This window comes from Kitasatospora sp. NPDC033851 (genome assembly GCF_055576085.1).
In genome coordinates this window covers 315,043-338,539 of record NZ_JBVIRL010000003.1, presented here as the reverse complement: position 1 = coordinate 338,539, position 23,497 = coordinate 315,043, and the positions used below count along the sequence as shown (strand labels likewise).

The window sequence follows — 23,497 nt, the reverse complement described above, 5'->3', positions numbered from 1 at the left end:
GGGGTTGCGGGGCTCCCTACCGATTGTTCGGTCGTCTGTTCATCTTGACCAGAAGCGTGACAAGGTGGTGGACATTCGGCCTGAGTGGCGGTCGACTGGTGGCAGTACGTCCAAACGGTGAGGGTGGGGGGTCATGTCGGCTGAACAGATGTCCAGGCTCGACCGGGTCGACCGGTCGATCCTGCGGCTACTGCAGCAGGACGGTCGCGCCTCGATCCGCTCGGTGGCCGAGCGGGTGCACGTGTCCCGGGCCAATGCGTACGCCCGGATCTCCAGGATGGTCGAGGACGGCATCATTCGCGGCTTCACGGCCAGGGTGGACCACGAACGGGCCGGCCAGGCCGCGTCCGCGTACCTCACCCTGAAGATCGTCCAGAACTCCTGGCGCACGGTCCGCGAGCAGCTGCTGGAGCTGCCCGGGGTGGCACACATCGCGCTGGTCGGCGGGGACTTCGACGTCCTGCTGCTGGTGCACACCGCCGACAACCGGGCCCTGCGGGAGCTCGTGCTCAACCGCATCCAGTCCATCCCCCAGGTGCTCGGCACCCGCACCATGCTGGTCTTCGAGGAGACCGACCAGGTCCCCCCGGATCCGGCGCTCTGATTTCTGCGCCCACTCGCCTCCGGGGCGCTCGGGCCCGGTGCCGACGGTCGGCGCTCCAATGCCCTTCGTTCCTCAGGGCTTCCTCGCTTCTCCCTTTCGGCACCGGCGCGCCCCTTCGGCTCGCGGGCGGGGGCTGGGGCGGGGAGCTGGAGCGTGGGCAGGGGTAGGGGCCGAGGTCGGGGGGCAGGGGCTACCGCGCCCGCAGCCCGTCGAAGGCCAGGTGCACCACCGCGTCCGCGACCCCGTCGGCGGACTTCAGCCCCGGCCGGTACCACTCCACGATCGAGTTGATCATCCCGAACAGCAGCCGGGTGGCCAGCCGCGGCTCCACGTCCGCGCGCAGCGAGCCGTCCGCGACCGCCGCCCGCAGCAGCTCCGCGACCTGGTGGTCGAAGTCCCGCCGCCGCTCCAGCGCCCACAGCTCGGTGGCCGTGTTGCCGCGCACCCGCAGCAGCAGCGTCACGTACGGCAGCTCCGCCAGCAGCACCTCGGCGGTGCGCCGCACCACGTGCTCCAGCCGCTCCACCGCCGGGCCCTCGACCGCCGCCGGCTCGGCCAGGATCGCGAACAGCCCGTCCAGCGCCCGCCCGACGGCCAGCCGCAGCAGCTCCTCCTTGCCGCGGACGTGGTGGTAGATGGAGGACTTGGAGATCCCGGCCGCCCGGGACAGGTCCTCCATCGAGGTGCCGTCGTAACCGCGCTCGTTGAAGACGTCGACGGTCACCGCGAGCAGTGACTCCACGGTGTAGGCGGTGCGCGTGGTGTGATCGGCCATCCTCCGAGTATCCCCGGCCGCCCCGCGCGGTACGCGATCGGGTCGTCCCGCTCCGCACTGGCCCCGGCCGGAGGTTGGGGGAGCGTCGCCACGCAGGCGGGGGTTCGAAGGCAGGCCCTAGACTCTGCGGACGATCCGTCCACGTCCAGCAGGCTGGGGTCCACGGCTGATGAACGTAATACCGGCAGTCGCCTCCGACGTGCCCGAGCAGCGCAGCGGGGAGCCGGAGGACCCGCGCACCTGGCAGGAGCGCGGCCGCGCCCTGGTGATCCGCTTCGGCCCGGCCGTGTGGTGCTACGCGGTGCTGAAGCTGATCGGCTTCACCGTGTTCATGAAGCTGCTCTCCTTCGCCGGTGACTACGCCAAGAAGCCCGCCCGGTTCGGCGGCGGCGCCAACCCGTGGGACGTGCTGGCCAGCTGGGACGGCTGGTGGTACCAGCAGGTGGCCCAGTTCGGCTACCACCCGGCGCTGGTCGCGATCCCGGGGCCCGAGGGCTTCAACGTCGAGCAGAACTCGGCCGCCTTCTTCCCGCTCTACCCGGGCCTGATGCGGCTGACCTCGGACGTCACCGGCCTCGGCCTGTACGGCGCCGGGATGCTGGTGTCGGTGGTGGCCTCGCTGTTCGCCGCCGCCGGGATCTACGCCGTGGTGGAGAAGCTGTCCGGGGACGTCCGGGCGGGCGTGATCGCGGCCGGGATCTGGGCGATCGCCCCGGGCTCGGGGGCCGAGTGGGCGGTGTACTCGGACTCCACGTTCGTCGCGCTGGCCGCCTGGGCCTGCTACTTCGTGATGACCAAGCAGTGGGTCACGGCCGGGGTGGTCACCCTGGTCGCGGGGCTGAACCGGCCGACCGCGGCGGCGCTGATCGGCGCGGTGGGCCTGGCGGCGCTGGTCGAGCTGTACCGGCGGGAGAGCGGTGTGCTGCGCCCGCTGGCCGCGATGCTGCTGGCCCCGCTCGGTCTGCTCGGCTACGTCGGCTGGGTGGGCTGGCGGATGGGCGAGTGGGGTGGGTACTTCCGGCTGCAGCACGACGCCTGGCTGCACTACTTCGACGGGGGCCAGGGCACCTGGCACGCGATCCGCGGCGTGCTGCTGGGCCGCGGCGACTACCCGTTCGCGTTCCCGGTGCCGGATCTGCTGGCGACCCTGATCGTGCTCAGCCTGCCGGTGCTGATCGTGTTGATGATCCGGCTGCGCCCGCCGCTGGTGGTGACCGCCTACACGCTGGCCACGATCGTCTCGGTGCTGGGCAGCCTCGGCATCTTCGGCAACACCTCGCGCTACCTGCTGCCCGCGTTCCCGCTGTTCGTCGCGCCGGCGATCGGGATGCGCAAGCTGAGCTGGCCGGTGCTGGCCGCCGTGCTGGGTACCGGCGCGATCGCTTCGGGCTGGTACGGGGGGTACGTGCTGTTCGAGCTGGGTGTGCCGTAAACCGGCCCCGACCGACAGGCCGGTTCGTCCGGGCCCACGGAGGGCGCGTCCGCCACGGACGCGCCCTCCGTCCGTTCCGGCGGATTCCCACCGCTGCACCCTCTTGAGCCGACCGATCGTTCGGTTACTCTGTGACGTGTCCCGTCCTCCCCTCTGAGGAGCGCACAGATGTCCGCAGCGGTCACCCACCCCCTCGTCAGCGAGCTGGTCGAGCGCCACCAGGCCACCCTGGACGCCGCGCTCACCGCCGCCGCCAAGCGCGACTACTGGTCGCCCTACCCCGAGTTCCCGAAGGCGTACGGCGAGAGCGGCCCGGCGGACGGCAAGGCCGCCTTCGACGCCCTGCTCGGCAAGCCCTTCGCCCTCGAGGGCCACCCCACCGACGGCGACCAGGTCGGCGGCGAGGCCTCCCCGTACGGCGTCGAGCTGGGCATCACCTACCCGCACGCCGACCCGGACGGGCTGATCGCCGCGCTCTCCGCGGCCCGCCCCGGCTGGGCCGCCGCCTCCCCGCTGGAGCGCGCCGCCGTCTGCCTGGAGATCCTGCACCGGATCAACGCCCGCTCCCACGAGTTCGCCCAGGCCGTCATGCACACCACCGGCCAGGCCTACGGCATGGCCTTCCAGGCCGGCGGCCCGCACGCCCAGGACCGCGGTCTGGAGGCCGTCACCTACGCGTACGCCGAGCAGACCCGGCTGCCCCGGCAGGCCGGCTGGACCAAGCCCCAGGGCAAGCGCGAGCCGCTGGTGATGACCAAGGAGTTCACCGTCGTCCCGCGCGGCCTCGCGCTGCTGATCGGCTGCAACACCTTCCCCACCTGGAACGGCTACCCCGGCCTGTTCGCCTCGCTGGCCACCGGCAACCCGGTGCTGGTCAAGCCGCACCCGCGGGCCGTGCTGCCGCTCGCGCTGACCGTCCGGACCGCCCGCGAGGTGCTCGCCGAGGCCGGCTTCGACCCCAACCTGGTCTGCCTGGCCGCCGAGCACGAGGGCGGCACCGTCGCCGCGACCCTCGCGGTCCGCCCCGAGATCAAGATGATCGACTACACCGGCTCGACCACCTTCGGCGACTGGCTGGAGGAGAACGCCAAGCAGGCCCAGGTGTACACCGAGAAGGCCGGCGTCAACGCGGTCGTCATCGACTCCACCGACGACTACAAGGGCATGCTGGGCAACCTGGCCTTCGCGCTCTCGCTCTACAGCGGCCAGATGTGCACCACCCCGCAGAACGTCCTGATCCCGCGCGGTGGCATCGGCACCGACCAGGGCGACAAGACCTACGACGAGGTGGTCGCCGACCTGGCCGGCGCGATCGAGGGCCTGCTCTCCGACGACGCCCGCGCCGCCGCCATCCTCGGCGCCGTGGTCAACCCGGGCGTGCTGCAGCGCTCGGCCGCCGCGGCCGGCGGCGAGTACGGCGAGCTCGCCCTCGCCCCGCGCGCGGTGACCTCGCCGGAGTTCCCCGGCGCGACCCTCCGCACCCCCGCCCTGGTCAAGCTGAACGCCGACAAGCCGGACGACCGCTCGGTCTTCCGCAGCGAGTGCTTCGGCCCGGTCTCCTTCGCGGTCGCCGTCGAGTCCACCGCCGCCGGCATCGAACTGCTGCGCACCACCGTCCGCGAGAAGGGCGCCATGACGGCCTCCGGCTACACCACCTCCCCCGAGGTGGAGGCGCTGCTGGTCGAGGCCGCGCTGGACTCCGGTGTCTCGCTCTCCCTCAACCTGACCGGCGGCGTCTACCCCAACCAGACCGCCGCCTTCTCCGACCTGCACGGCACCGGCGCCAACCCGGCCGCCAACTCCGCCTACTGCGACGGCGCGTTCGTCGCCAACCGGTTCCGCACGGTGGAGATCCGCCGGCACAGCTGAGCGTTCGCACCGGCACCCGCCGGGCCCCGGCGGTCACCCACCGCCGGGGCCCGGCGGTTCACAGCTCCCGCCGGGCCAGCGATGATGGAGGCTGGGAGAACGCCGGGAACGGCGTCCAACCGCCCTCCGAACAACGGGAGCTGATACATGGCCGTGAAGCCGACGACCGAAACCGACGTCCTGATCGTCGGTGCCGGACCCACCGGGCTGCTGCTCGCCGGCGACCTCGCCGCCGCCGGCGTCGGCGTCACCGTGCTGGAGAAGCGGGCCGCCGAGTCCAACCTCACCCGGGCCTTCGCCGTGCACGCCCGCAGCCTGGAGCTGCTGGACGCCCGGGGCCTCGCCGAGGACCTCATCGCCACCGGCCGCCCGCTCGGCTCGCTGAAGATGTTCGACCGCTTCACCGTCGACCTCGGCTCGCTGCAGACCCGCTTCCCGTTCGTCCTGATCACCCCGCAGTACAACGTCGAACGGCTGCTCCTGGAGCGCGCGGAGAAGGCCGGCGCCACCCTGCTGCGCGGCGCCGAGGTCACCGGACTGCGCCAGGACGCCGACGGCGTGACCCTGGAGACCGCCGACGGCCGGACCCACCGCGCCGCGTACGCGGTCGGCACCGACGGCGTCCACTCCGCTGTCCGCGACCTGCTCGGCATCCCGTTCCCCGGCGAATCGGTGGTCGACTCCGTGGTGCTGGCCGACGTCCGGCTGGACCGCGAACCCGCCGAGGCGATCACCGTCGGCGCCAACGAGACCGGATTCGCCTTCCTCGCCCCGTTCGGCGACGGCTGGTTCCGGATGATCGCCTGGGACCGCAACGAGCGCTTCCCGGACGGCACCGCCCCCACGTCCGAGCAGCTCACCGCCCTCGCCCGGGCCATCCTCGGCGAGGACTACGGCCTGCAGGACGTGCGCTGGAGCTCGACCTTCCACAGCGACGAGCGCCAGGCCCCCAACTACCGCTCCGGCCGGGTCTTCCTGGCCGGCGACGCCGCCCACTGCCACTCCCCGGCCGGCGGCCAGGGCATGAACACCGGCCTCCAGGACGCCGCCAACCTCTCCTGGAAGCTCGCCGCCGCCCTCCGCGGGCAGGCCACCGACGCCCTGCTGGACACCTACCAGACCGAGCGGCACCCGGTCGGCAAGACGGTCCTGCGCACCTCCGGCGCGCTGATCCGGCTCGCCCTCGCCGAGTCCGCCCCCACCCGCGCCCTGCGCGGGGCGCTCACCGCGCTGGGCGGCCACCTCGACCTGGTCAGCGAGCGCGGCGCCCGGCTGGTCTCCGGCATCGGCATCTCCTACCCCGCGCCCAAGGACGCCCACCCGCAGGTCGGCAAGCGCGTCCCGGACCTGCGGCTGACCGCCCTCAGCCAGCCCGTCGAGGGCGGCCCGGCCGCGCCCGAGCGGCTCTACGAGGCGCTGCGCGCCGGAAGGTTCGTCCTCGTCAGCAACGACGAGCTGGCCGCCGCCGAGCCCTGGGCCGACCGCATGGTCTCCGCCGCCCCCGCCGACCCGCACGGCAAGCTGCGCGACACCGTCCTGCTGATCCGCCCGGACGGCTACGTCGCCTGGGGCGCCGTCGACCCCGGCCAGGGCGAACTGCGCGCCGCCCTCACCACCTGGCTCGGCACCCCGGCCTGACCCCCGGTCCGGGCGGGCGCGCACCTTCCTCCGCGCGCCCGCCCGGACCACGCCGTTCGAACGCCGGGGCCCCGCCGCCCGAACCCCGCCGCCCCGACCATTCGTTCGGTCGTCCGTTAACCCCGGGCCTTCACATAGTGCCGCGCCGCCTTCGCGCGATTCCCGCACACCGCCATCCGGCACCACCGCCGACGCCCGTTCTGTGAGGCGTCGAAGAAATGCAGAATGCACGCCTCGTGCGCGCACTGCTTCACCCGCGGCGCCCCCTGCCCGAGCAGCGTGAGGAAGTCGTCCGCGGCCAGCCAGGGCGCCAGCCACTCCGGCCGGTCGGCCTCGACCCGGTCCTCGGCCCCGCCCGGTCCGGCCGTCCGCCGGATCCGCCCGTGCGCCAGCACCGCGTCCAGCCCGTCCCGCGCCCCGGTGCTCAACTCGCCTTGCTCACGGGCGTCCTGGGCTGCCACCAGGATCGCCTCGCGGGCCTGCCGGATCGCCGCCAGGCCCGCGTCGTCGGCCTCGCAGCGGCCGCCCAGTCCGGCGGAGGAGAGCCAGATCCCGTACCCTTCGACCCCGGCGAGCAGGTCGTTGACGGGTATCCCGGCCCAGCGCGTGTTGAGCAGGTCGAGCGCGAGCGGCTCGCCGATCAGCGGTCGCGGGTCCCTCGGGTCTGCCATCACGTCAGTCATCGTTCTCCCTCGGCTCCACCCGATTCTACGTCCGTGCCGTGCACCGGGAATTGGTATGGACCGTCCCGTGAATTCCGGTCATTCACTGTATGGACTCCCGGAGTTTCCGGCCCTCCACACTTGACTGTTTTTTAGCAACGAATTGCTTGATCATGAACCACTTCGCACACCGGTTCTGTCATGTTCGAGCCAGCGTTCTCGACCCCGGAACGCCTGGCCCCTTGCCGGCCCCCACAGCCGGCCAGAGGAGGATCCGTTGCGCCCCCGTTCCCTTGCTCTCGCCGCCGCGATAGCCGTGCTTCCGCTGACCGCCGTCTCGCTCGGCGTCTCCGCCGCGCAGGCCGCCACCCCCAACGCCGCCCCGCGCGTCGCCCTGCCGAACACCGTCAACCCGGCGGTGGCCCACTCGGACAAGAAGGGCGACGTCCCGGCCGAGCAGCAGATCTCGGTGGCCGTCAGCCTGAAGCTGCGCAACGCCGACGCCCTGGACCGCTTCCTCACCGCGGTGGCCACCCCGGGAACCCCGGAGTTCGGCAAGTACCTGACGCCGGAGCAGTTCACCGCCCAGTTCGGCCCGACCCAGGCCGACGTCGCCCAGGTCAAGACCTACCTGGCCGCCCAGGGCCTGACCGTCTCCGACGTGAGCGCCAACCGCCAGGTCGTCAACGCCCACGGCACCGCCGCGCAGGTCTCGCAGGCCTTCGGCACGCACGAGAGCTCCTACGTCGACCCGCAGCTGCAGCGCGCCTTCTTCGCCAACGACGCCGCCGCCTCGATCCCGGCCGACCTGGCCGGCGTGGTGCAGGGCGTCAGCGGCCTGGACAACCACGCGGTGCGCAAGAACCGCCTGGCCACGCCGAACGCGATCGCCCCGAACGCCGCCACCGCCACCCCGAACGGCATGGCCCCGGCGCAGTACACCGGCGCGTACAACCTGAACAAGACCGGCGCCGACGGCACCGGCACGACCGTCGCCCTCTGGGAGTTCGACGGCTACAGCAAGACCAACCTGACCACCTACGACTCGCAGTACGGCCTGACCGGCCCGGCCGTCTCGACGGTCTCGGTCGACGGCGCCAACTACGACTCGAAGCCCGGCCAGGGCCAGGGCGAGGTCGAGCTGGACAGCGAGATCGTCCGCGGCGCGGCGCCCAAGGCCACCCAGCTGGTCTACGAGGCCCCGAACAGCGACCAGGGCGAGATCGACATGGCCAACAAGATCGTGGCCGACAACCGCGCCTCGGTCATCTCGATCTCCTGGGGCTCCTGCGAGCCGGACACCACCGCCGCCTCGATGACGGCCGTCGACAACGCCTTCAAGCAGGCCGCCGCCCAGGGCATCTCGATCTTCTCCGCCTCCGGTGACGACGGCTCGCGCGACTGCACCCGCTCCACCAGCGGCTCGACCGTCAAGGCGGTCGACTTCCCGGCGTCCAGCCCGCACCAGACCGGTGTCGGCGGCACCAACCTCAAGGTGAGCAGCAGCAACACCTACTCCTCGGAGAGCGCCTGGAGCACCGCCGGCGGCGGCGTCTCCACCGTGTTCAGCAAGCCGAGCTGGCAGACCGGCACCGGCGTCAGCGGCACCATGCGCACCGTCCCGGACGTCGCGTCCAACGCCGACCCGCAGAGCGGCTTCGCGATCTACACGGCCGGCGGCTGGCAGGTCTACGGCGGCACCAGCGCGGCCGCGCCGCTCTGGTCGGGCTACGCGGCCCAGTTCAACCAGAAGGCCAAGGCCGCCGGGCAGCCGGCCCTCGGCGAGGCGAGCCCGCGGCTGTACACGGTCGCGAACAGCAGCAGCTCCGGCAGCGTCTTCCACGACGTGTCCACCGGCTCCAACCAGGACTTCCCCGCCAAGGCCGGCTACGACCAGGTCACCGGCTGGGGCTCCCCGGTCGCCGACGCGCTGACCACCGCCCTGCTCGGCGGCGGCGGCACCACCACCCCGCCCGGCGGCTGCACCGCCACCCAGCTGGTCGGCAACGGCGGCTTCGAGACCGGCACCGCCGCCCCGTGGACCACCTCCAGCGGCGTGGTCGACAACAGCTCCTCCCAGGCCGCCCACGCAGGCAGCTGGAAGGCCTGGATGGACGGCTACGGCTCGTCCCACACCGACACCGTGTCGCAGACCGTCTCGATCCCGGCCGGCTGCGCCTCCGCGAAGCTGACCTTCTGGCTGCACATCGACACCGCGGAGACCGGCTCCACCGCGTACGACAAGCTGACCGTCCAGGCCAACAGCACCACGCTGGCGACGTACTCCAACGCGAACGCCGCCGCCGGCTACGTGCAGCGCACCCTGGACCTGACCTCCTTCGCCGGCCAGACCGTGACCATCACGTTCACCGGCACCGAGGACTCCTCCCAGCAGACCAGCTTCGTGCTGGACGACGTCGCACTGAACATCAGCTGATCACCCACCGGTAGCGCTCGGTAACCCCGGGTCGCGCCGAGCACCACATCGATACCCCCGCCGGGGCGGCGCCGAGAGGGCCCGCCCCGGCGGTGTCACGTCCGGCCGGCAGGCCCCGCCTCGGCCCCGGGGCCGGGCCCCGGTAAGCGCCGTGTTTCCGGACTGTTTCAAGATCGATAACCATCCGGTTGACCTGCCGTGACCACTGTCATACGCACGACTGATGACGTAGCCTCTCGACCGTGCATAGGGTTCCCCAAAGCTCGGTGAAGTCGCTGGCGGCGCGCCCCGGCGTCGGTCCGGTCCCACCGAACTCACCTGGTGGGGAGGGTCACCGTATGGCCGCACAGCAACCTCAGGACGCCGCGCGGCTGCGGCTGGTCGGGTCGCACGCAGAGCGCCCCGAGCCGCCCGCACCCGCGCCGACCGCGCCACCGACGCCGGCCACCACGCCGACGCCGGCCGTGCCGCCGACGCCGTCCCCCGGCCGGCTCGCCCCGGTCGGCGGCTTCGCGGACACCCTGCACCTGGCCATCGAGGCCAGCGGTCTCAGCCTGGACCGGATCCGCGCAGCCCTCGCCCAACGCGGCGTCAGAGTCAGCGTCACGACGCTGAGTTACTGGCGACGCGGCCGCAGCCAGCCCGAGCGGGCCAGCTCGCTGCGCGCCGTCCACCTGCTGGAAGAGCTGCTCGGGCTGCCGCACAGCGCGCTCTCCTCGCTGCTCGGCCCGCCCCGCCCGCGCGGCCGCTGGGCCGCCACGGCCAACACCCTGCACCTCGGGCTGGAGGACGTCTGGCCGGGCGAGCAGGAGATCTCCTCGATCTTCGCCGAGCTGGACGCCCCGCCGGCCGGCGAACTGGAGCGCCTGAGCATCCACGACTCGTACTACGTGGACGCCGAGCGGCGGGCCAACCTGCTGCGGATGCGCCAGGTGGTGCGCGCCACCGTCGGCGGCGTCGGCCGCTGCCTGGTCGTGCACAAGGCCGACGAGGAGGCCACCGGCTGCCCGGAGATCACCTCGGTGCGGCACGGCCGGCTGGGCCGGGTCCGCCGCCGCCCGGAGGTCGGGCTGACCGTCGCCGAGCTGATGCTGGACCGCCCGCTCGGCCTCGGCGACAGCACGGTCTTCGAGTACGAGGTGGAGATCCCACCCGGCGGCCCGACGCTGGAGTACAGCCGCCGCTTCGCCACCCAGGTGCGCGAGTACGTGCTCCAGGTGCACTTCGACCCGGCCGCCGTCCCGGCGCACTGCGAGCGCTACGACCGCGAGCCGGGCGCCGACGTCGACCACCGCCGCGAGCAGCTGTGGATCGGCGCCTCGGCGAGCGCCCACGTCCTGGCCCCGGACCAGCAGCCGGGCCACATCGGCATCCGGTGGGAGTGGGCGTAGCCCGGCCCACCTCCAAGCCCCCACCTCCAAGCCCCCCACCTCCAAGCCCCCCACCTCCAAGCCCCCCACCTTCCGCCTTCCCGAGCCCCGTCGGACCGTCAGGTCCGGCGGGTTTTTCGCTTTCCCGCCCCCACAGGCCTAACCACTTCAACACCACGCACCGGTTGACGGATCATCACCTAACTCCTACTCTCATTAATACCGGTTAGGCATGAGCCCCGCCGGAAGCCCCAGCCTCCGGGAGTGACCAGGCATGTCCAGCACCACCCTGCTCCGCACCCTGCAGACCGGCCACGTGGGCCTGAACGTCACCGACCTGGCCCGCTCGATCGACTTCTACCGCGCGGTCCTCGGCCTCCAGGTCACCCACGAGGGCACCGACCCCGAGCGCCGCTTCGCCCTGCTCGGCCGTGACGGCCGCCTGGTGGTGACCCTCTGGCAGCAGAGCGCCGGCACCTTCGCCACCGCGAACCCCGGCCTGCACCACCTCTCCTTCGAGGTCGAGAGCCTCGACGAGGTCCGCGCCACCGAACGGCTGCTGCGCGAACTCGGCGCCGAGTTCGCCTACGACGGCGTCGTCCCGCACAACGAGGGCTCGGCCTCCGGCGGCATCTTCTTCACCGACCCGGACGGCATCCGGCTGGAGGTCTACACCCGCACCGGCGTGGACGAGACCGAGGCCGCCGCACCCACCACCGGCGCCCCGACCTGCGGCTTCTTCTAGACCACCACTGTCCGACCGAGTCCGACCAGCCCCCGGGAGGAGCCGACCATGACCACCATCAGCACGCCGTACCACGCCGGCGAGCGGGCCGCCCAGGCCCGGGCCGGCCGGACCGAGCGGGCCGACCACGCCGGCCGGTCGATCCGCAGCACCATCCCGGCGGTCGCCGCCCGCTTCCTGACCGAGCGGCGGATGCTGGTCGTCGGCGCCGCCGACCCGGAGGGCCGAATCTGGGCCACCCAGCTGGCCGGCCCGGCCGGCTTCCTGCGGGCGGCGGACGAGCGGACGATGTCGGTCGCCGCCCGTCCGGCCGAGGCCGACCCGCTGGCCGAGGCCCTGGACCGCCCGGCCAGGGTCGGCACCATCGCCCTGGACCCGGCCGGCCGGCGCCGGATGCGGCTCAACGGCGGCTCCGTCCCGGACGGCCGGGGCGGGCTGCTGGTCGGCGCCGACGAGGTGGTCTCCAACTGCCCGAAGTACATCCAGCGCCGCACCCCGCTGGACCGCCCGGCCGCGGGCCCGCCCCGGACGGTCGCCGCGGGCCCGCGGCTGACCACCGCACAGCGCCTCCTCGCGGCCACCTCGGACACCTTCTTCATCGCCACCACCGGGCCGGACGGCAGCGTCGACGCCTCCCACCGCGGCGGCTTCCCCGGCTTCCTGGAGGCGGTGGCCCCGGACCGGCTGCGCTGGCCGGAGTACCCCGGCAACAGCATGTTCATGACCCTCGGTAACCTGGAGCTGGACCCGCGGGCCGGCCTGCTGCTGCCCGACTGGGAGACCGGCGGGGCACTGCTGGTCACCGGTGAGGCCCGCACCGACTGGTCGCAGGAGGCCCGGCAGGCCGCCCCCGGCGCCGAGCGGATGGTCGAGCTGGCCGTCACCGGCGTGGTCGAACTCGCCGACGCCACCCCGCTGACCTGGACCGACCCCGAGTACTCGCCCGCCATCCCGCGCTGATCCCGCCTCAGGTTCGCACCGGCACTACCGGCTGCCGCCCTTCCGCGCCACGCCCGGGAGCCGAACGGCTGTCACCCGCGCAGCTCAATCCGCCGCGCCGCACTCCGTCCGTTTTGGGACTTTGGTCCCGATAACACGCGGAGCCGGCCCGGGAAGGCCAGTCCTGTCACGCCATCAGTCCGTCAGGCCGTGACCGGGAAGGACCGCAGGAAAGAGGCGGAGCATGACCGTTACCGACCCCCTGTCCCCGCTCATCGAGTTCGACGAGGTCGAACCGGAGGAGGACTGCATATGCGGGGGCTGCCGTGCCCGCCGCCGCGCCCGGCTGCACGCGGCGCCGGTCCACGAGGGCGGACACGCCGCGGCCCGCAGCATCCGCCGCCGGGCCGCCGTGCTGATGGCCGCCGTCGGCACCGCGATCGGCGGCGGAACGGCCGCCGCCGGCTCGGCCGCGGCGGCCCCCGCCCCCGGCCCCACCCCGGGCGGCAGCAGCACCGCCCAGCCCCCGCAGACCCCCCAGGGTGAGGTCACCGGCCCCTACGGCCAGGCCGCCGACACCGACGACCGCGCCTACGCCACCCCCGGCGCCGCCCAGCCGCTCAGCCGGGCCCAGGTCATCCGGCGCGCGCAGAGCTGGGTCGACCAGCGCGTGCCGTACAGCATGAGCCGCTACTGGTCGGACGGCTACCGCCAGGACTGCTCCGGCTTCGTCTCGATGGCCTGGGGCCTCGGCAGCAGCCAGACCACCTGGACCCTGCCGGACGTCGCCGAACGGATCGGCAAGAACGACCTCCAGCCCGGCGACGTCCTGATCTACAACAACCCGGCCAACCCGCAGGCCGGCTCACACGTGACGATCTTCGGCGGATGGACGGACTCCTCCCGCACCAAGTACGTCGCCTACGAGCAGACCTCCCCCGGCACCAGGAAGCGCTCCACCCCGTACGCGTACTGGAACAACTCCGGCTCCTATGTCCCGTACCGCTACACCGGCCCGTCCGGCGGCAGCACCGACGGCGCCGGCAACGACGGCAGCTCCGCGACCGCCTTCCCCGGCGCCGACAAGTTCGGCCCCGGCGCCGACAACGCGTACGTCACCAAGCTCGGCCGGCTGCTGGTGCAGCGCGGCGGCGCCCGCTTCTACACCGAGGGCCCCGGACCGCGCTGGGGCGAGGCCGACCGCAAGGCCACCCAGGCCTTCCAGCTCGCCCAGGGCTGGCGCGGCAGCGAGGCCGACGGCATCCCCGGCAAGGGCACCTGGGACTACCTGGTCAACGGCAAGGGCCGCAACATCGACGGCGGCACCCCGCTGTCCCCGCCACCACCCGTCACCGGGGCACCCGCCTTCCCCGGCACCGACACGTTCGGCCCCGACACCGACAACGCGTACGTCAAGAATCTCGGCGAGCAGCTGGTCCTCAAGGGCTTCGGCGGGTCGTACGCCGTCGGCCCGGGCCCGCACTGGAGCGAGAGCGACCGGCGGGCCGTCCAGGCCTTCCAGCTCGCCCAGGGCCGGCGCGGCGCCGAGGCCGACGGCTACCCGGGCCCGGACACCTGGCGCCGGCTCTTCTCCTGACGCCCCGATCGCCCTGATCGCCCTGAGCACCCCTGAGCACCCCTGAGCGTCCCTGACCGTCCCGCCGACGCACGGTGCCCGACCCCGGCGCCGCGCCTCAGCGCTTCCCGGACATCCAGTGGAACAGGCCCATCGCGACGCTGGTCGCCAGGTTGAAGCTGGACACCCCCGGCTGCATCGGCACCGCCACCAGCTGGTCGGCGCGCGCCTTGAGCTCCGCCGACACGCCGTGCCGCTCGGTGCCGAAGGCGAGCAGCGCGTCGTCCGGGAACGGCAGGTCCCGGATGTCCGCGCCCTCCGGGTCCAGGACGTACAGCGGCCCGGCGGGCAGCTGCGGCAGGGTCAGCCGCTCGACGGCGGTGGCGAAGTGCAGGCCCGCGCTGCCGCGCAGCACCGTCGGGTGCCACGGGTCCAGGTCACCGGTGGTCACCACCCCGGTGGCGCCGAACCCGGCCGCCAGCCGGATCACCGCCCCGACGTTGCCCAGGTTGCGCGGGTTCTCCAGCAGCACCACCGGCGCCCGGCGCGGCCGCTCGGCCAGGGCCGCCAGGTTGGCCTCGGGGGAGGGCCGCACGGCCAGCGCGATCACCCCGGTCGGGTGCGGCCGGGGCGCCAGCGTCCGCAGCACCGCCTCCGGCAGCTCCACCGCGAGCCCGTCCAGCGCCGGAACCACGTCCCCGGCCAGCTCGGCGGCCAGCGCCAGCAACGCGACCCGGTCGGCGGTCACCACCCGCCGGACGTCACCGCCGAAGCGCAGCGCGTGCTTCAAGGCGTGGAACCCGTCCAGCAGCACCGCCCCCGGCTCCCGCTCGGCCACCCGCCACGCCCGCACCAGCTCGTCGTCACCCATACCGCCCACTCTCCCACCCTCCCGAGAGCCCCCGTCTAACGAGCCTCCGCGCTCCCCCGCAGGGCCCGTTCCAGATCCCGCAGCGCCTGCCCCACCAGCCGTGTCCCCGCCCGCACCACGTCCCGCTGCACCCCCGCCGGCGCCTCCGCCAGCCGTTCCTCCAACCGCGCCTGGGCGTCCCGCATCGCCCCGAACTCCACCGGTCGCCCCGTGAGCAGCGCCCCCGCCGCGAGCGCCGTGGCCAGCCGCAGCTCCTCCGCGTAGTCCCCCGTCCCCGCGACCGGTTCGGCGTCCGCCGCCGGCAGGTGGGCCTCCAGCAGCACCGCCGCCCGCCCGAGGTGGCCGACCGCCGCCCGGGCCCGGTCGATCTGGCGCCGGCTCACCCCGGTCAGCCCGGACTCGTGGCGCCCCGGTTCGGCGTCGGCCCGCTGCATCGCCTGGACCAGTTCGGACCGGGCTTCCCGCGAGTCCAGCAGCGCGCTCCGTACGGCCCGTCCGCGCGGCGCGGCCGGCTTCTCGTAGCAGGCGATCACCGCCCCCGCGTAGCGCCCGGCCCCGGCCAGCCATTCGGCGAGCCGTTCCCCGAGGCGGGCGGTCTGCCAGGTCGGGAACAGCGCGTACGTGAGGAGTGCGAGGGACCCGCCGAGCAGGGTGAGCCCGACCCGTTCGACGGCGGTCACCAGCGGGTCGCCCGCCTGCAGTCCGAGCAGGAACACCACGTAGGTCGAGATGCCGACCGTGGTCAGCGCGTACCCGGTCCGGAAGGCGAGGTAGGCCCCGCCGATGCAGAGCACGGCGAGCGCGGCCAGCACCCATTCGCCGGGGTGGGCGAGCTGCACCACCAGGGTGGAGACGGCGACCCCGACGACCGTCCCGGCGAGCCGGGCGACGCCCCGGCTGTAGGTCTGCGCGAAGTCCGGCCGCATCACCATCGCGGCGGTCATCGGCGCCCAGTACCCGTGGTGGAACCCGGCGAGCCGGGCCAGCAGGTAGGCGACGGTGACCACCCCGGTGAGCCGGACGGCGTGCTGGAAGATCGCCGAGCGGGGCTGCAGCTGGCGGCGGACGGCCCGCAGCGCGACCGGCAGCATCCGGACGATCGACGGCTTGTGCAGCGCCCCGCCGGCCCCGACCACGGGCGTGGTGATGGTGTCCTCGTCGCTGCGGTCGAGGGTGTCCGCGGCCTTGCGCAGCAGCCCGCCGAGCCGTCGGGCGGAGCGCCGGGCGGCGCCCTGCAGCCGGGGTCCGTCGTCGTCGGGCCGGACCAGGGTGAGCGAGGGCGCGGACCGGGGGAGCCGGACCGGGTCGCCGGTGCGGATCGCCCGGGCGAGGGAGTCCATGGCGTCGGCGGAGGCGGCCAGCACCTCCCGGGCCCGGTCGCGTTCCGGTCCTTCCTCGGGGGCGCCGACCTTGGGGTCGGCGAGCGCGGCGAGGGTGGGCCGGATCCGTTCGGCGATGCCGCGCAGGCCCCGCAGTTCGGGCGGCCGGTGGCGGTCCTGCCAGGGGGTGAGGGCGGCCGCGTGCCGGGCGGTCATGAACGGCTCCGGGTCCACGTGCGCGGTGGGGTCCTGCCGCAATCGGCGGGCGTAGTCGGCGAGTTCGGCGTAGGTGTCGGCGAGGGCGTCGCGTTGGGCGGTCCAACTGCCGATCGGCCAGAGGGTGATGACGGCGGCCTGGGCGACTCCGCCGAGGGCGGCGACCAGCCCGTGGCCGAGCGCGGCGGTGGCGCTGACGGGCAGCTGCACGACGATCAGCATCACCGAGACGGTGTTGGTCGCGACCACCCCGGCGGTGGGTCCGATCGCCCAGGCGAGCCCGGCGCCGAAGGCCCACACCGCGAGCAGGACGGGGAACAGGCCGGGGACCCCGGCGGCCAGGTAGCCGAGGAAGGTGCTGATCCCGAGTCCGGCTCCGGCAGCGACGGCGAGGCTGGCCCGGGGGCGGAAGCTGCGCTGGAAGGTGGCCGAGCCGGCGATGAACGCGCCCATCGCGGCCGAGGTGGCGAGGGCGACTCCGCCGAGTGCGAGCGTCGGGAAGAGCACCAGCGCCACGGCGACCGCCCCGCGCACGGCCCGCTTGGGGTCGGTGAGCGCCCGGTCCAGGGTGAGTCCGGTCCGCGCGGTGTCACGAAGCGCAGCGAACCAGGACATACCGACATCCTAGGGTGCGGGCTCCCGCCGGATCCGACGGGTCCGGATCCGGCTCACTCGCGCCGCCGTCCACAGCAGTGCGCCGGTCGGCAGGAACACCGCGTCCGCCGCGATCATCGCGAGCGAGAACACCGGCAGCCCGAGCACCACCGCGATCCCCGCGTGCTCCAGCATCATGACGGCCAGCAGCACGTTCTTGACCCGCCGGTTGAGCAGCGTGAACGGGAAGGCGACCTGCACGATCACGGTGCCGTACGAGATCAGGAAGACCGGCAGCAGCGCCGAGCCGACCAGCGCGGACAGCCCGGGCCAGGGGGCGAAGTAGTCCAGGTGCAGCGGGTAGTAGAGCGCGGTGCCGTCCTGCCAGCGCGTGCCCTGCACCTTGTACCAGCCGGCCGTGGCGTAGATCAGCACCACCTCGACGGCGATCACCAGCATCGCGCAGTTGTGCACCATGGTGGCCAGCGCGTCGAGCAGGGCCCGCGGCTCGCCGTCCGGCCGCAGCCGCCCGAGCGTCCACCAGGTCCCGGCAACCGCCCAGAGTCCCCAGAACAGCGGCGACCAGCCGAGGTGGGGGAAGGTCCGGCTGGTCCAGGTCAGGCTCTCGCCGGAGAAGCCGCCGAACTGACAGGCCGCCAGGGCCGCCCCGAGGACGGCCCAGAGCGCCACGCCGGTCCACCCGGACCACCCGCCGGACCGCCCGGTCCGCGCCCGCCGGGCGTCCAGCGACCAGACCTCGGCGCAGCGGGTGAAGACCAGGTAGACCGCCATCAGGTGGACGACGTTGTCGCCGCCGTCGCCGAGGAAGACGTCGCGGTTCTGCAGCGACAGCACGGTGACCAGGAACAGCACGGTGCTCGCCCTGGTGCGCCAGCCCAGCAGCACGGCGAGGGCCGCCAGCACCGCCAGGTGGTAGACCAGTTCGAACCAGGGCCGGCCGCCGAACCAGGGCAGCACGGTGAACGCCCCGTCGTCGCCCAGCAACCGCTCGGCCAGCTCCATCGACCAGGGGGAGCGGTCGCCGTACAGCACCCGCCGGTTGGGCCACTCGCGCAGCAGGTAGGCGAGCCAGACCAGTCCGAACCCGATCCGCACCACCGCGGCCTGGTGCCGTCCGAGCACCCGTCCGGTGAAGGCCTCGACGGCCCGTCCGAGCAGCTCGGCCGCCCCCGGCCCGCGCGGCGCCGGCGCGTGCGGCTGCCCGGCACCGGCCTGTCGGGGGATACCGTCCGCCGGTACGACTCCGTCCGACGGCGCCTCCCCGTCCGACCGCACCGCCGCGTCCGGCCGGGGATCCCGCGCCGACACCTCGTTCATCCGAGCAGCCCCCGGTAGTCCTCGTCCGCCACCGGCCACCACGGCAGCTCCCGCACCTTGGGCGCCGGCGGCGCGGCCTCACCGTTCCAGGCCGGCGGCGGGACGGTGGCGGTGGTCACCCGGAACCGGATCTCCAGGATCCGCTCGCCGTCCGCCTCCCGGCCGATCCGCTGCAGCGCGATCCGCTTCAGGTACTGCTCGGCGAGCTTGCCGCGCGCGTTGGTCGGCGCCTCGTCCTGCGGGTTGTGCGAGCTGTCGTAGAAGTCCCAGGCCCGGCGCAGCAGGTTCTGGTCGACGTGGCTGGGCGCCGGGTTGCCCCGTATCGCGGCGATGTCCCGCGCGGTCAGCCCGGTCCAGTCGCGGGTGGTGGTCGTCCCGCCGGCCGCGACGGTCCGTACCTGGGCGTCCAGGCTGACGTTCTGCTGCAGGGGGTTGGGCGCGAAGAGCTTCCAGTTCTGCTCGAACTCCGGGTACACCACGCCGTCGATCGCGTTCCGGTACTGCCGGGACAGCGAGTTGGCAGGCGCGACGTGCAGGAACACCGCGGCGAGGAACAGCCCGGTGCCGCCGATCAGTGCCACCCCGGCGAGGCCGAGGACGAGCTGCGCGGGCCTCGACCAGGCCCGCCCCCGGGCCGGCCGGTCCGTCGTCTCCGTCATGGCCTCCCCAGCCCGGTCGGCGGGCGGCGCCCGGCCCGGTACCGGCGCACTCGCGCGCCCATCCTGCCCTACCGGGCGACCGGCCCGGGAGGACGGGAGGACGGGAGGCCTCCTCGGAAGCTCCGGCGCCTCAGAGGACGAAGGCGTCCTGGCCGGTGCTGCTCACCATCGGACGGCCGGCGCCCTCCCAGGCGTACATCCCGCCGTCCACGTTCACCGCGTCACGGCCCTGCTGCACCAGGTACTGGACGACCTGCGCGGAGCGGCCGCCGACCCGGCAGAGCACGTACAGCTTCCCGTCGGGCAGCTCGTCGAGCCGGCCGATCACCTGGCCCAGCGGGATGTGCAGTGCGCCGTCCACGTGGCCGGCGTCCCACTCGTCCTGCTCGCGGACGTCCAGCAGGACGGCGTCGGCGGGCACGGCGGCGGCTTCGGCGGTGGGGATCTGCGCGAACATCGTGTGGCTCTCCTGAGGGGGGTACCTCCCGGCCGAAGGCTGGGGGTCGGTCGGGTCCGTGCCATTGTCGCCCACCGGCGCCGGGCCGTGGCTCTCCGCCGGGCCGTGGTCCTCCGCCGCCGGGCCGTGGCCGCCGAGCAGCCGCTCCAGCTCGGCCTGCCGGTCGGCGGCCTTGGCCAGCAGTTCCTCGGCGAGCTGCTCGAGCAGCCGGTCCGGGTCCTGCGGGGCGAGGGCGAGCAGCTCGCCCATCGGGGTCTGCTCCAGCCGGACCTGCTCGGTGGCGGTCTCGGCGATCTTGGCGGTCAGCCAGTCCAGCCGGCGGCGCAGCCAGTCCGACCGGTCGGCGGAGTCGAGGGCGGGCGCGGCCTCCGGCGCGGTGGACCACTCGGCGGCCAGGCCCTCCAGCGCGGCGGCGTCCCCGAACGCGTAGGCCTCGTTGACCCGGGCCAGGAAGGCGGCCCGGCGCTGCTGCTCGGCCGGGTCGGTGGTGAGGTCGGGGTGGGCGCGGCGGACCAGCTCGCGGTAGATCCGCTGGGCGTCCTTGCCGGGCCGCACCCGGCTCGGCGCGGCGGGCGGCGGCGGGGCCGCCTCCTCCCCCTGGCCGGACTGCTCCCGCTGCTCCTGCACGGAGTCGAACAGCGCGTCCAGGTCCGGCAGTTCCTCGACCTGCTGCCGTGCCTCGGCGGCCCGGCGCTGGTCCTCGGGCAGCCCGGTGCGGGCCGCGATGGCCTCGGCGACCAGCGCGTCCAGCTCGTCCAGCCGGGCGTAGAGCGGGCCGAGCAGCTGGTGGTGGATCAGGGCGAAGTTGTCGATCTCGACCCGCAGCGTCTGGACGTCCACGTCCATGCTGAGCCAGGCGAGCTCGGCGGCGGCGACCCGCTCCTCCAGCTCCTGCTGCTCCGGGTCCGTCCAGCGGGCGGGGCTCTGCGCGCTCACTTCTCGCCTCTGTCTCGTCCGGCCGGCTGCGTCCTGCGGGTCCGCCGCACGGGCGGTCCGGCCTGCCACCCTACCGCCGCGCGCGAAAGCCCCGTCCGGGTGAACCGGAGGTACGGACCGGCGCGCGCCGCACGACACGCAACCGATACTGATGAATCTCCCCGTTTCGGTATCAAGCCCGGCCCGGTCCGTGCTTCGCTGGTATCCGCACAGCGAGCCTTCCTCCGGAGAGACGGCCGCCTCCAGGCGTGGCGGCCAGGCGGGAGCAGAGCGAATCCATGGTGGCCGAGTCCAACTCCACACCGCGTCCGGCGGCCGACGGGACCGAACCGGGCGACCACCCGACGGGCGTGGCCGCCCTGGTCCGGCTCGCCCTCGTGCTGGTCGACCGGTCCGGCCGGATCGCGCAGTGGGGCCGGGCCGCCGAGGAGCTGTTCGGACACCGCGCCGAAGTCGCCCACGACCGCCCCGCCTCCGGCCTGCTGCCCGCCGTGGAGTCGCGGGTGCTCGGCCGGTGCGCCGTCCGCCGCGCCTGCGACGCGTTCGACACCCTCGCCGAGCTGACCGCGGCCGGCCGTCCCTGGGCCGGCCGGCTGACCGTCACCGACCGCGAGGAGCACCAGCGCGACGTGCTCTGGTGGGCCTACCCGCTGCCCGGCCCGTCCGGCGGGCTGCTCGCGCTGGCCGCCGACGCCCGCCCGCTGCGCACCACCGGCCCCCGGCTCGCGCTCGGCGAGCGGCTGCTGCCGTTCGCCGCCACGCCCGCCGCCCGGGGCGGCTTCCACGGGCTGACCGCAGCACTCACCCCACCCGCCGACCGGGTGCCCGAACCGCTGGCCCGGCTGCTGCCCGCCGGCCACCGCACGGCGATGGCGACCGCGATCGGACTCGGTGGACTGCCCGCCCTGCGGCTGGACGCGGTCACCGTGCTGCCGGTGCTGCCCGCCGACGCGCAGACCGGGACGGCGCACGCGGCCGCCGGTCTCGGCCGCCGCTACCCGACGCCGCAGCAGCGCGTCTCCCGGGTCGGCCCGCCGCCGCAGCCCGAGCAGACCGCGCCCGGCCGCCGTTCGCCCGCCCCGCTGCCCGCCCCGCGCGAGGCAGCGCAGCGCGAGGCCACCGAGCTCCCCGTCCCCCAGCCCGTCGCCGCCGTCAGCGGCGCCCCGGCGGGCGGCGGCCCGTCCGTCCCTCCCCCAGCCTCCGGCCGGGAGGTACCCCCACCCACCGGAGGAGGAGCCGCCATCGACCGAGCCGCCGTCGAGTCGTCCGCCAAGGGCCACCCGCCGCTCCGCGCCGACCAGGCCCCGCCCGCCGCCGTGCCCGTCCCGCTCCCCGCCCCCGCGAGCCCCGAGGCCCCGCCGCCCGGCCGGCTCAGCCCCTTCCTCACCAACGGGCAGGCCGGCGAGCAGCTGGCCCTGCTGAACGAGGTCGGCGGCAAGGTCGGCACCACCCTGGACCTCGGCTTCACCGCCCACGAGCTGTGCCACGTGCTGGTCCCCCGGGTCGCCGACTTCGCCTGCGTGGACCTGGTGGACGGGCTGATCTCGGACTCCGAGCTGCCGGTCGGCCGCCCGGACGACGCCACCATGCTGCGCCGGGTCGCCCTGGTCTTCAACGAGACCGGCGGCGCCTGGGACCACGTGCTCACCGAGGGCTCGCTGGTCAGCATGCCCCGCCGTACCCCGCCCGGGATGGCCCTGCAGCTGAACCAGCCGGTGCTGGTCCCGGTGATCAGCGCGGACGTCGCGGTCGACTACGCGATCGCGCTCGGCGGCGCCCGGCTGGCCCCGGTGGTCTCCGGCCGTTCGATGCTGGTCGTCCCGCTCTCCGCCCGGGGCACCGTGCTGGGCATCCTCAAGCTGCTCCGGCTGCCCGACCGCGCCCCCTTCGACGAGAGCGACGCCGCGACCCTCAAGGAGCTGGCCGTCCGCGCCGCGCTGTCGCTGGACAACGCCCGGCTACACCGCGCCGAGGCGAGGGTCGCCACCACCCTGCAGCGCTCGATGATCCCGACCCGCCCGCCGCAGATCCCCGGCGTGCAGATCGCCCACCGCTACCTGCCGGGCGACCCCAAGGCCGAGGTCGGCGGGGACTGGTTCGACGCGATCCAGCTGCCCGGCAGCCGGGTCGCCCTGGTGGTCGGCGACGTGATGGGCCACGGCATTCACTCGGCCGCCGCGATGGGCCGCTTCCGCACCGCCATGCAGACCCTCGCCGCCCTGGACCTGCCGCCCGGCCAGCTGCTGCGCCACCTGGACAACCTGGCCCACAAGCTCGGCGACGACCACCTCGCGACCTGTCTGTACGCGGTCTACGACCCGATCAACCGGACCTGCGAGCTGGCCAGCGCCGGCCACGTCCCGCCCGTCCTGGTGCACCCGGACGGCACCGGCGAACTGTTGGAGATCCCGGCGGGCGCGCCGATCGGCGTCGGCGGGGTGCCGTTCGTCGCCAAGACCATCGACGTCTCGGACGGCTCGATGCTGGTGCTGTGCACCGACGGCCTGGTCGAGGTCCGGGGCGGGGACATAGGGGCGGGCCTCGCCGCGCTCTGCGGCAACCTGATCGACCCGCAGCAGAGCCCCGAGCAGGCCTGCGACGAGGTGCTGCGCCGACTGCACACCGACGACCGCAAGGACGACGTCGCCCTGCTGGTGGCCCGCTTCGACGGGGTCGCCCCGTCCGAGGTCGCCACCTGGGACCTCACGGTGGACCACCGTGAGGTGCGCCGAGCCCGGTCGCTGGTCCGCGAGCAGCTGGCCGCCTGGCACCTGGAGGCCCTCAGCGACACCACCGAGCTGCTGGTCAGCGAGCTGGTGACGAACGCCGTCCGGGTCGCCCGGGACCGGGTCCGGCTCCAGCTGATCCGGGTGGACAAGCTGCTGGTCGAGGTCAGCGACGACAACCACAACCTGCCCTCGCTGGAGCCGGCCGAACAGCTCGGCGAGACCGGCCGCGGCCTCACCCTGGTCACCAAGCTCGCCGAACGCTGGGGCACCGCCCGCAAGGCGGTGGGCAAGGTGGTCTGGTTCGAACTGGCCCTCCCACACGCCTGACGGC

General features: G+C 74.1%; 17 protein-coding genes. 10 read left to right on the top strand and 7 right to left on the bottom strand.

Annotation, left to right across the window (positions count from 1 at the left end; genetic code table 11):
* The first annotated feature begins 133 nt into the window (after nucleotides 1-133).
* Nucleotides 134-604 (top strand): Lrp/AsnC family transcriptional regulator, encoded by a 471-nt coding sequence (locus tag ACZ51D_RS08285; RefSeq protein WP_360498110.1) that lies wholly within the window; start codon nucleotides 134-136, stop codon nucleotides 602-604.
* Nucleotides 605-794: 190 nt separating this feature from the next.
* Here the strand turns inward: ACZ51D_RS08285 and ACZ51D_RS08280 are convergent, their stop codons facing one another.
* Nucleotides 795-1,379, bottom strand: coding sequence for a TetR/AcrR family transcriptional regulator (locus ACZ51D_RS08280; protein ID WP_360498112.1), 585 nt, complete (start codon nucleotides 1,377-1,379; stop codon nucleotides 795-797).
* Between the two features lie 169 nt (nucleotides 1,380-1,548).
* Here ACZ51D_RS08280 and ACZ51D_RS08275 point away from each other — a divergent pair, with 169 nt between their 5' ends.
* The 3 genes from ACZ51D_RS08275 to ACZ51D_RS08265 all read left to right on the top strand — a co-directional run bounded on the left by ACZ51D_RS08275 (nucleotide 1,549) and on the right by ACZ51D_RS08265 (nucleotide 6,318).
* Nucleotides 1,549-2,811, top strand: a complete 1,263-nt coding sequence (locus ACZ51D_RS08275; protein ID WP_465615490.1) for a hypothetical protein — start codon at nucleotides 1,549-1,551, stop codon at nucleotides 2,809-2,811.
* Between the two features lie 168 nt (nucleotides 2,812-2,979).
* Nucleotides 2,980-4,680 carry a phenylacetic acid degradation protein PaaN gene (gene paaN, locus ACZ51D_RS08270; protein ID WP_465615488.1) on the top strand — a complete coding sequence of 567 codons (1,701 nt, stop codon included), beginning with the start codon at nucleotides 2,980-2,982 and terminating at the stop codon, nucleotides 4,678-4,680.
* 147 nt (nucleotides 4,681-4,827) lie between these two features.
* On the top strand, nucleotides 4,828-6,318 hold the full coding sequence (locus ACZ51D_RS08265) for an FAD-dependent monooxygenase (protein ID WP_465615486.1): 1,491 nt from the start codon (nucleotides 4,828-4,830) through the stop codon (nucleotides 6,316-6,318).
* A gap of 116 nt (nucleotides 6,319-6,434) precedes the next feature.
* Here the strand turns inward: ACZ51D_RS08265 and ACZ51D_RS08260 are convergent, their stop codons facing one another.
* Nucleotides 6,435-7,001 carry a CGNR zinc finger domain-containing protein gene (locus ACZ51D_RS08260; protein ID WP_465615484.1) on the bottom strand — a complete coding sequence of 189 codons (567 nt, stop codon included), beginning with the start codon at nucleotides 6,999-7,001 and terminating at the stop codon, nucleotides 6,435-6,437.
* A gap of 256 nt (nucleotides 7,002-7,257) precedes the next feature.
* Between ACZ51D_RS08260 and ACZ51D_RS08255 the strand changes: the two genes are divergently transcribed.
* The 5 genes from ACZ51D_RS08255 to ACZ51D_RS08235 all read left to right on the top strand — a co-directional run bounded on the left by ACZ51D_RS08255 (nucleotide 7,258) and on the right by ACZ51D_RS08235 (nucleotide 14,068).
* Complete coding sequence (locus ACZ51D_RS08255) at nucleotides 7,258-9,417, top strand: S53 family peptidase (RefSeq protein WP_465615482.1); 2,160 nt, start codon at nucleotides 7,258-7,260, stop codon at nucleotides 9,415-9,417.
* Between the two features lie 338 nt (nucleotides 9,418-9,755).
* The gene (locus ACZ51D_RS08250; RefSeq protein ID WP_360498124.1) at nucleotides 9,756-10,808 is read left to right on the top strand and encodes an XRE family transcriptional regulator; all 1,053 of its coding nucleotides are present in this window, start codon (nucleotides 9,756-9,758) and stop codon (nucleotides 10,806-10,808) included.
* 253 nt (nucleotides 10,809-11,061) lie between these two features.
* Nucleotides 11,062-11,532 (top strand): VOC family protein, encoded by a 471-nt coding sequence (locus tag ACZ51D_RS08245; RefSeq protein ID WP_360498126.1) that lies wholly within the window; start codon nucleotides 11,062-11,064, stop codon nucleotides 11,530-11,532.
* Between the two features lie 48 nt (nucleotides 11,533-11,580).
* A complete protein-coding gene (locus ACZ51D_RS08240) occupies nucleotides 11,581-12,492 on the top strand; it encodes a pyridoxamine 5'-phosphate oxidase family protein (protein WP_465615480.1) in 912 nt (303 codons plus the stop codon).
* Between the two features lie 223 nt (nucleotides 12,493-12,715).
* Nucleotides 12,716-14,068: a peptidoglycan-binding protein gene (locus tag ACZ51D_RS08235; protein ID WP_465615478.1), complete on the top strand. Its 1,353-nt coding sequence runs from the start codon at nucleotides 12,716-12,718 to the stop codon at nucleotides 14,066-14,068.
* Between the two features lie 97 nt (nucleotides 14,069-14,165).
* Here the strand turns inward: ACZ51D_RS08235 and ACZ51D_RS08230 are convergent, their stop codons facing one another.
* The 5 genes from ACZ51D_RS08230 to ACZ51D_RS08210 all read right to left on the bottom strand — a co-directional run bounded on the left by ACZ51D_RS08230 (nucleotide 14,166) and on the right by ACZ51D_RS08210 (nucleotide 20,437).
* Entirely contained in the window at nucleotides 14,166-14,918 is a 753-nt protein-coding gene (locus tag ACZ51D_RS08230) for a TrmH family RNA methyltransferase (protein ID WP_360498131.1), read from the bottom strand.
* Between the two features lie 35 nt (nucleotides 14,919-14,953).
* On the bottom strand, nucleotides 14,954-17,068 hold the full coding sequence (locus ACZ51D_RS08225) for an FUSC family protein (protein WP_465615475.1): 2,115 nt from the start codon (nucleotides 17,066-17,068) through the stop codon (nucleotides 14,954-14,956).
* Between the two features lie 9 nt (nucleotides 17,069-17,077).
* Nucleotides 17,078-18,385 carry an HTTM domain-containing protein gene (locus tag ACZ51D_RS08220; protein ID WP_465661611.1) on the bottom strand — a complete coding sequence of 436 codons (1,308 nt, stop codon included), beginning with the start codon at nucleotides 18,383-18,385 and terminating at the stop codon, nucleotides 17,078-17,080.
* On the bottom strand, nucleotides 18,382-19,044 hold the full coding sequence (locus ACZ51D_RS08215) for a DUF5819 family protein (protein ID WP_465661609.1): 663 nt from the start codon (nucleotides 19,042-19,044) through the stop codon (nucleotides 18,382-18,384). Before ACZ51D_RS08215 ends, ACZ51D_RS08220 begins: the two co-directional genes overlap by 4 nt.
* A 130-nt stretch (nucleotides 19,045-19,174) precedes the next feature.
* Nucleotides 19,175-20,437 (bottom strand): rhodanese-like domain-containing protein, encoded by a 1,263-nt coding sequence (locus ACZ51D_RS08210; RefSeq protein WP_465661607.1) that lies wholly within the window; start codon nucleotides 20,435-20,437, stop codon nucleotides 19,175-19,177.
* Between the two features lie 248 nt (nucleotides 20,438-20,685).
* Between ACZ51D_RS08210 and ACZ51D_RS08205 the strand changes: the two genes are divergently transcribed.
* Nucleotides 20,686-23,493, top strand: a complete 2,808-nt coding sequence (locus tag ACZ51D_RS08205; RefSeq protein ID WP_465661605.1) for an ATP-binding SpoIIE family protein phosphatase — start codon at nucleotides 20,686-20,688, stop codon at nucleotides 23,491-23,493.
* Nucleotides 23,494-23,497: the final 4 nt, after the last annotated feature.